Source organism: Pseudomonas sp. HMWF006, from assembly GCF_003061205.1.
In the GTDB taxonomy this organism is placed as follows: Bacteria; Pseudomonadota; Gammaproteobacteria; order Pseudomonadales; family Pseudomonadaceae; genus Aquipseudomonas; species Aquipseudomonas monsensis.
In genome coordinates, this window is record NZ_QAIU01000457.1 from 10,942 (window position 1) to 18,438 (window position 7,497).

Genomic DNA, 7,497 nt, shown 5'->3' on the forward strand with positions numbered 1-7,497 from the left:
CCGTGGCCAGCAGCAGGCCGAGCATCAGCACCGGTTTGCGCCCGACCTTGTCCGACAGCCAGCCAAAAATGATAAAGAACGGTGCACCGATCACCACACTGATAATCAGCAGGCTGTTGGCCACCGCCGGGTCCATTTTCAGGAACTGAGTGAGGAAAAACAGCACGTAGAACTGCGCCGCGTAGAAGGTCACCGCTTGCCCGGCGTTGATGCTGAACAGGGCGATCAGCACGACTTTGAGGTTTTCCCATTTGCCGAAGGATTCGCGGATCGGTGCCTTCGACGTTTTGCCTTCCTCTTTCATTTTCAGATACGCCGGCGATTCGTGCAGGCTCAGGCGAATCCAGGTGGAAATGCCCAGCAGCACAATCGACAGCAGGAACGGAATGCGCCAGCCCCAGACTTCGAACTGGTCGCCGGTGAAGTAACGGCAACCGAGCACCACCAGCAGCGACAGCAGCAGGCCGAGGGTCGCGGTGGACTGAATCCAGCTGGTGTGGAAACCGCGTTTGCCAATCGGCGCGTGCTCGGCCACGTAGGTGGCTGCGCCGCCATACTCACCGCCGAGCGCGAGGCCCTGCAGCATGCGCAGCACCACCAGAATGATCGGTGCGGCGATGCCGATGCTGGCGTAGGTCGGCAGCAGGCCGACGCAGAAGGTCGCGACGCCCATCAGGATGATGGTCGCAAGGAAGGTGTATTTGCGCCCGATCATGTCCCCCAGCCGCCCGAACACCAGCGCGCCGAAGGGCCGCACGATAAACCCGGCCGCGAAGGCCATCAGCGCGAAGATGAACGCCGTGGTGTCGTTGACCCCGGCGAAAAACTGCTTGCTGATCACCGCCGCGAGGGCGCCATAGAGGAAGAAGTCATACCATTCGAACACGGTCCCCAGGGACGAGGCGAAGATGACTTTCTGCGTGGCATTGCTGGTGCTGGCGCCGCTCGCGGCGTCCAGCGTCTGAGCGTGTTCTGACATATCGGTATCCCTCACAGTGATTGTTTTTGTTGTTCCACTGGTGTTGCGTGTCCGGGTGATGCGCGATGCCTTGAATCTGCTGCCAAAACCTGTGGGAGCGGGCTTGCCCGCGATTGCGCTGGGTCAGCCAACTTCAATGTTGAATGTCATACCGTCATCGCGGGCAAGCCCGCTCCCACAGGGGTTATGTGTACTGTAGGTTTCAGGATCAGTTGCGCCGCTTTTTCAGCAATCATCAGCGTCGGCGAACAGGTGTTGCCCGAGGTGATGCGCGGCATGATCGACGCGTCGGCAACACGCAGGCCCGGCACGCCGTGTACCCGCAGTTGTGCGTCGACGACCGAGTCCGCGTCCTGGCCCATGCGGCAGGTGCCGACCGGGTGGAAAATCGTCGTGCCGATCTTCGCCGCCGCTTGCTGCAATTCTTCTTCACTTTGCAGGCTGGCGCCCGGCAGGTACTCGACCGGTTTGAACCCTTGCAGGGCCGGTGCGCTGACGATACGTCGGGTCAGACGAATCGCATCCGCCGCCACGCGCAGGTCCTCGGGATGGCTGAGGTAGTTGGGCTGGATCAGCGGCGCCTGCGATGGGTCCGCCGAACGAATCTCGATGCGCCCACGGCTCTGCGGCCGCAAATCACACACCGACGCAGTGAACGCCGGAAAACTGTGCAACGGCTCACCAAAGCGCTCCAGCGACAAGGGTTGCACGTGGTATTCGAGGTTGGCCGAGGTCTGCTCCGGCCCGGATCGGGCAAACGCCCCGAGCTGACTCGGCGCCATCGACAACGGCCCGCTGCGGTCATACAGATAGCGCAGGCCCATGCCCATCTTGCCCCAGACACTGCCGGCGATCTGATTCAGGGTGCGGGCGTTCTGCAGTTTGTAGATCAGGCGCAGTTGCAGGTGATCCTGCAGATTGCCGCCGACGCCCGACAGCTCATGAATCACCCCGATCCCGAGGCGCTCCAGCAACGGACGCGGGCCAATACCGGAGCGTTGCAGAATGCTCGGCGAACCCACCGAGCCGGCGCACAACACGATCTCCTTGCGGGCCTTGAACTGTTTGACCTGACCTGCATGCCGCGCACTGACGGTTGAGGCGCGACCGTCCTCCAGCAGCACCCGATCCACCTCCACCCCCGTCAACACCGTCAGATTGGCCCGGTCGCGAACCGGTTTGAGGAAGGCCTTCGCCGCGTTCCAGCGCACCCCGGCCTTCTGGTTGACCTGAAAGTAGCCGCAACCCTCGTTGTCGCCCTGATTGAAGTCGTCGAGGCTGGCGATGCCGCTCTGCTCGGCGGCGCTGCGAAACGCATCGAGAATCGGCCACGACAGGCGCTGTTGCTCCACGCGCCATTCGCCCTTGGCGCCGTGAAATTCGGCGGCGCCGGCAAAGTGGTTTTCGCTTTGTTTGAACAGCGGCAGCACATCGTTCCAGGCCCAGCCCGGATTGCCCTCGGCCGCCCAGCCGTCATAGTCGTTGGCCTGGCCGCGCATGTAGATCATGCCGTTGATGGAGGAACAGCCGCCCAGCACTTTGCCGCGCGGGTAGCTCAAGCTGCGGCCCTGCAGGCCGGGTTCCGCCTCGGTCTTGAAGCACCAGTCGGTGCGCGGGTTACCGATGCAGAACAGGTAGCCGACCGGGATGTGAATCCACGCATAGTTGTCGCGTCCGCCGGCTTCGAGCAGTAACACGCGCTGCTGTTTATCCGCCGACAGTCGATTGGCCAGCAGGCACCCGGCAGGACCGGCGCCGACCACGATGTAATCGTATTCCTCAAGGGAAGTCTGCATTCCCTGACCTCACTTTTTGTTTTTATTGTTGGACACTCTAGTTGTTAGCTTTCGTCAAAAGAATGTTAGTTTTTGCGCAGCCGCTGTGCGTTTTCAAACAGCCTCACCTGACCATCGCTGACAAGGACCTGCCATGTTCGACTGGAACGACCTGCGTTTTTTCCTTGAATTGCAACGCAGCGGTCGCCTGCTCACCGCCGCCAGGCGCTTGAACACCACCCACGCCACCGTCGCCCGGCACATCGAGGCCATTGAAAAAAGCCTCGGCACCGCGCTGTTCGTGCAGCACGCCCAAGGCTATGAGATGACCCCGGCGGGGGAGGCGCTGCTCAAGCACGCCGAAGCCATGGAAAACGTCGCGCTGCTGGCCCAGGAAGAAATCACCCAATCCACCGCGCCACTGGGCAAGATCCGCGTCGGCGTCACCGAGGGCCTCGGGGTAAAGTTTCTCGCCAGTCGCATGATCGGCCTGTTCGAGCGCTATCCGGGGCTGGAAGTGGAGCTGGTCGCCGTGCCGCGCTTTGTCAGCATCCTCAACCGCGAGGCGGAGATCAGTATTCATCTGGAGCGCCCGGCAGCGGACATGCTGGTAACGCGCAAGCTCACCGACTACCGTTTGGCGCTGTATGCCAGCCAGGCCTATCTCGACAACGCGCCGCCGCTGCACAGCCGTGAAGACCTGGGGAAACAGGCGTGGATCGGTTACGTCGATGATTTGCTGTTCAGCCAGGAACTGATGTTCCTCAACAGCTTCTGCCGCAGCCCGCGCGTGGTGTTTCACAGCACCAGTGTCATCGCCCAGCAGGAAGCGGCGCGTTCGGGACTGGGGATCGCCGTGCTGCCGTGCTACATGGCAGCAGCCGATCCCGGCCTGGTGCCGCTGCTGCCGGACGAGGGCATCGAGCGCAGTTACTGGATCAGCACGCGGCGCGAGTTGCACAAATCGGTGCGGTTGCGGGTGGTCTGGGATTATGTGGTGGGCCTGTGCGAGGCGGAGCAGGGGTTGCTGCGCGGTCAGTCCGGATGACATTCCCTGTAGGCGCTGCGGTCTGTTGATCCCGATCTTTCAAGCAGGATCAAAAGATCGCAGCGTGCCGCAGCGCCTGCCTGAATGTGGGCAGGGCTTAACTGGTTTGCTCTATCAGTTGCGGCGACACCACCCAGACACTGCACGGCATTTTGTACAGCAACTGCTCCACCGTGCTGCCAATCAACCGGCCCAGGCCACGATGGCCGATGCGGCCCATGACGATCACGTCGATGTCATAGGCATCGGCATAGCTGCACAGCACCTTGGCCGGGTTGCCCATGACCATGTGCTGGCGTTCCGGCGGGATGCCGTTGCGCTCGGCCAGCTCACGGAATGCATCGCCTTGTGCATCGAACAGCGCTTTCGCGTTGCCCACCTTGAAAAACGCCGAGGGATTGCCGAAGCCGAACTCGTCGGCGCTGATCGAGGACAAGTCATAGGCATAGACCACATCCAGCTCGGCGTCGCAGAGGCTGGCCAGTTTGACGGCCTCGCGCAGGATACGGTCGTTGAAATCGGCGTACTGATCGTCACGATGAAACGGATCGACCGCCGCCACGATCCGCCGCGGCCTGGCATGTTGCACATGGCTGACAAAGTGCAGCGGCACCCGGCACTCACGCAGCAAATGGATATCCAGCGGCGTGAACATCAGCCGCGACATGAACGAGGCGTGCTGCAGATCCTTGATCAGCAGGGCCATGGGTTGTTCCTTGAGGTGAATCTGGATCTCGCGCAACGGATTGTCGACCCACACCACTTCCGTCGTCACCGTGACGCCGAGGTGGCGCATCGGCCGGGCCTGGTCTTCCAGCCATTGACGATGGCGTTCGACATAGCCCAGGCGCATCTGTTCGAGCGCCTGTTCATTGACCAGTCCGGCGGTTGCCAGGCCTTCCAGGTAATCGAACGCGACGATATGCAGCGCCGCGCCCGAGGCCTTGGCCAGCGCGCCCGCCCGGTCGAATGCGGGGCTGTTTTTCATCAGGGGTGAAGCCACCAGCATGAAGCGTGCTTGCTCGGACATGACGAATCTCCTGTGGGGATGGCCGGGATGCGTGGGCGCAACGGCGACAGAGGCGTAGGGTCATGCTGCTCCGGGTAGCCGGGCGCAGCTTGATCTTTGTCAATGACGCGACAGCGCCATGCGCGCGCCCGACGGATGGCAGTGACCGGCGCAATTGCGCAATTGTTGATTGTTATCAACCTTGCACCGGTGAGCACGGCGCAGCCTGTGAGAGGTGCTGAACTCACTGAACCGACCTGCGCAGGAGCCTCGCTCATGGCCATGATGAAAGCGGCGATATTCGTCGAAAAGAATCGCATCGTACTGGATGACAAGCTGATCCCCGACGTCGGTCCGCTGGACGCACTGGTGCGGATCACCACCACCACGATCTGCGGCACCGACGTACACATCCTGCGCGGCGAGTATCCGGTGGCCAAAGGCTTGACCATCGGTCACGAGCCGGTGGGGGTGATCGAAAAGCTCGGCTCACAGGTTCGCGGGTTTACCGAAGGCCAGCGAGTGATCGCCGGCGCCATCACCCCCAGTGGCCAAAGCTACGCCTGCCTTTGCGGCTGCGGCTCCCAGGACGGCCCGGACACCCGCCACGGCTTTCGCGCCACCGGCGGCTGGAAATTCGGCAACATCATCGACGGCTGCCAGGCCGAGTACGTGTTGGTCCCTGATGCATTGGCCAACCTGTGCCCGATCCCCGACGGATTGAGCGACGAGCAAGTGCTGATGTGCCCGGACATCATGTCCACCGGGTTTTCCGGTGCCGAGCGTGGCGAGGTCAGTATCGGCGACACGGTGGCGGTTTTCGCACTGGGCCCGATCGGGCTCTGCGCGGTGGCCGGGGCGCGACTCAAGGGCGCGAGCGTCATTATCGGCGTCGATACGGTGGCCGAGCGCATGACTGTCGCTCGTCAGTTGGGCGCGACCCATGTGGTCAATTTCAAGAACGGTGACGTGGTCAAGCAGATCATGGCGTTGACCGACGGGCGTGGCGTCGATGTGTCCATCGAAGCCTTGGGCACCCAGGGCACATTCGAGTCAGCGCTGCGGGTGTTACGTCCGGGCGGACGGTTGTCGAGCCTGGGGGTCTACGCTTCGGATTTGCGCATTCCCTATGATGCTTTTGCGGCGGGACTGGGCGATTACAGCATCGTCAGTACCCTGTGCCCCGGCGGCAAGGAACGCATGCGGCGATTGATGGCGGTGGTGCAAAGCGGCGGCGTCGATCTGTCGCCCCTGGTGACCCACCATTTCAAACTCGACGATATCGAGGCCGCGTATGAGTTGTTCGGTCATCAGCGCGATGGCGTGATGAAAGTGGCGATTACACCCTGACCGGTGCTGCGCCCCGCAGCGTTGAAGACGGCGGGGCGCAGGATTCGCTACAGGCTCAGGCGATGAATGACCTGACGGGTGTCATCAGGGTCGCCGTGGGTTTCGAAGCCCAGGGATCTGGCCAGGTCGCGCATGGCCGTGTTGCTGGCCGAGTCCACCGAGTACATACGCTTGAAACCGTTGCGGCGGGCGGCCTTGATCAAGTGTTCCATCAGCAGCGTGGCCAGGCCCAGTTGGGTCCATTCATCGGCGACCGTCCCCGCGCATTCACAATCCTCTTCGCCCGTCGCGGCGTAGCGGCTGATGCCGATTTCGATCAACTCGCCGTTTTCGTGCACCAGCGCGATGAAGGCCGCGCGTTGCTTGTAGTCGATGTCCATCAACTGATCGAGCAGCGCCGTGCCCGGTTCGCTGATCTGCGCGAGAAAGCGCATATGCCGGGATTCGGGCGACAAGCGCTTGATGAACGCGTACTCGCGCTCGCGGTCCTTGGCGGCCAAAGCGCGGATCAAGACGTGTCGGCCGTCCTTGAGCGATTCGATCCAGTATTCACCGTTGTGCGCGGCATAAGCCGCCGCTGCGCGGTCGTTGTGGTCTTTGACAGTGAGCATGAGGTGAGCCTCCATCGGCTGAACGAGCAACGCGCGGGGGAGTGCGCTGAGGTCTGTTCTACGCCGATGGCAACGCCGCGATCTGATCTGGATCAGATCGGCACGCGGCCACTGATCTGAGGCGATGATGGCGCTCCTCGCGCCGCTGTCATGCTCGGCCCGGCGGCTCACGGGTGCTGCGCGGCGAAGCGGGGTGCGATGACCTCTCGGGGATCGACAACGTCGCGCGCAGGCCTCCCTCGGCCCGATTGGCCAAGGTGATTCGTCCGCCCAGGCGTGTGGCGATGGTGTTGACGATGGTCAGCCCCAGACCTGCTCCTTGCGCATTGCCTCGGCTGTAGAAACGTTCGAACAACCGCGCCTGGTCCGCGTCATCAATGCCCGGTCCCTGATCCTCGACGCTCAGATGGTAGAAACCTTCGGCCTGACTCAGCTTGACAGTGATCACCCCGTGTTCCGGAGAGAAGTTGGCGGCATTGGTGATCAGGTTGTTCAGGGCAATGTCGATCGCGGCGGCACTGGCCATGACGTTGAACGGTTGCGCGCTGTCGTCGAAAGCCAGCTCCAGCTGTTTACTCAACAGCCACGGTGTCAGTTGCACGAGGCTGTTGCGCACGGTTTCGCTGAGGTCGATGCGTTGCAGGGGCGGCGGGTCGGGTCTGGGCTCCAGGCGCGCCATGGTCAGCAACTGGTTGACCAGACGGCTGGTGCGGTCGACGCCTGCC

7 protein-coding genes are annotated in these 7,497 nt (G+C 62.5%); 2 read left to right on the forward strand and 5 right to left on the reverse strand.

Going from position 1 to position 7,497, the window contains the following annotated elements:
* Positions 1-979: MFS transporter (locus DBR24_RS19820; RefSeq protein ID WP_177490637.1), on the reverse strand; the 979-nt coding region annotated here is incomplete at its 3' end.
* A 146-nt stretch (positions 980-1,125) separates the two neighbouring features.
* Positions 1,126-2,775 (reverse strand): GMC family oxidoreductase, encoded by a 1,650-nt coding sequence (locus DBR24_RS19830; RefSeq protein WP_128615597.1) that lies wholly within the window; start codon positions 2,773-2,775, stop codon positions 1,126-1,128.
* A gap of 133 nt (positions 2,776-2,908) precedes the next feature.
* Here DBR24_RS19830 and DBR24_RS19835 point away from each other — a divergent pair, with 133 nt between their 5' ends.
* Positions 2,909-3,802, forward strand: coding sequence for a LysR family transcriptional regulator (locus tag DBR24_RS19835; RefSeq protein ID WP_128615598.1), 894 nt, complete (start codon positions 2,909-2,911; stop codon positions 3,800-3,802).
* 97 nt (positions 3,803-3,899) lie between these two features.
* Here DBR24_RS19835 and DBR24_RS19840 read toward each other — a convergent pair whose 3' ends face one another.
* Positions 3,900-4,832, reverse strand: a complete 933-nt coding sequence (locus DBR24_RS19840) for a universal stress protein (RefSeq protein ID WP_128615599.1) — start codon at positions 4,830-4,832, stop codon at positions 3,900-3,902.
* A gap of 255 nt (positions 4,833-5,087) precedes the next feature.
* Between DBR24_RS19840 and DBR24_RS19845 the strand changes: the two genes are divergently transcribed.
* Positions 5,088-6,161 carry an NAD(P)-dependent alcohol dehydrogenase gene (locus tag DBR24_RS19845; protein ID WP_128615600.1) on the forward strand — a complete coding sequence of 358 codons (1,074 nt, stop codon included), beginning with the start codon at positions 5,088-5,090 and terminating at the stop codon, positions 6,159-6,161.
* A 47-nt stretch (positions 6,162-6,208) separates the two neighbouring features.
* Here the strand turns inward: DBR24_RS19845 and DBR24_RS19850 are convergent, their stop codons facing one another.
* Both DBR24_RS19850 and DBR24_RS32970 read right to left on the reverse strand, forming a co-directional pair.
* Positions 6,209-6,772 (reverse strand): GNAT family N-acetyltransferase, encoded by a 564-nt coding sequence (locus tag DBR24_RS19850; RefSeq protein WP_128615601.1) that lies wholly within the window; start codon positions 6,770-6,772, stop codon positions 6,209-6,211.
* A 148-nt stretch (positions 6,773-6,920) separates the two neighbouring features.
* A partial coding sequence (locus DBR24_RS32970; RefSeq protein WP_256591666.1) for a sensor histidine kinase KdpD occupies positions 6,921-7,497 on the reverse strand: 577 nt, incomplete at its 5' end.